Annotated in this window: 1 protein-coding gene; it reads left to right on the forward strand. The window is 75.1% G+C overall.

Annotation, left to right across the window (positions count from 1 at the left end):
• The coding region (locus OO48_RS33960; RefSeq protein ID WP_033223512.1) for an S-methyl-5'-thioadenosine phosphorylase at positions 1–770 on the forward strand (770 nt) is incomplete at both ends.

Raw genomic sequence — 770 nt, forward strand, 5'->3', positions numbered from 1 at the left:
CGCCGAACTCGGCGTCATCGGCGGGTCGGGCCTGTACGCCCTGCTCGACGACGTCACCGAGGTGCGTGTCGAGACCCCGTACGGGCCGCCGTCCGACGCGCTGTTCGTCGGCGAGGCGGCCGGGCGGCGGGTGGCCTTCCTGCCCCGTCACGGCCGGGGCCACCGGCTGCCGCCGCACCGGATCGACTACCGGGCCAACCTGTGGGCCCTGCACGCGCTGGGCGTGCGCCAGGTCCTGGGCCCGTGCGCGGTGGGCGGCCTGCGCCCCGAGTACGGGCCGGGCACGCTGCTGGTGCCCGACCAGTTCGTCGACCGCACCTCCGGGCGGGTGCAGACCTACTACGACGGCCGGATCCTGCCGGACGGGTCGGTGCCCGAGGTGGTGCACGTCTCGGTGGCCGACCCCTACTGCCCCGACGGCCGGGCCGCCGCGCTGGCCGCCGCCCGCGACCTGGCCTGGGAGCCGGTGGACGGCGGCACCCTGGTGGTCATCGAGGGCCCGCGCTTCTCCACCCGGGCCGAATCGCGCTGGTTCACCGCCAACGGCTGGTCCGTGGTCGGCATGACCGGCCACCCGGAAGCCGTCCTGGCCCGCGAACTCGGCCTCTGCTACACCTCCCTGGCCCTGGTGACCGACCTCGACGCCGGCGTCGAGACCGGCGAAGGCGTCACCCACGCCGAAGTGCTCGAAGTCTTCGCCCGCAACGTCGACCGGCTGCGCACCGTCCTGTTCAAGGCCCTGGAGGCGCTGCCCACCACCCGCGACTGCA

Source organism: Kitasatospora phosalacinea (assembly GCF_000716545.1).
Classification (GTDB): domain Bacteria; phylum Actinomycetota; class Actinomycetes; order Streptomycetales; family Streptomycetaceae; genus Kitasatospora; species Kitasatospora phosalacinea.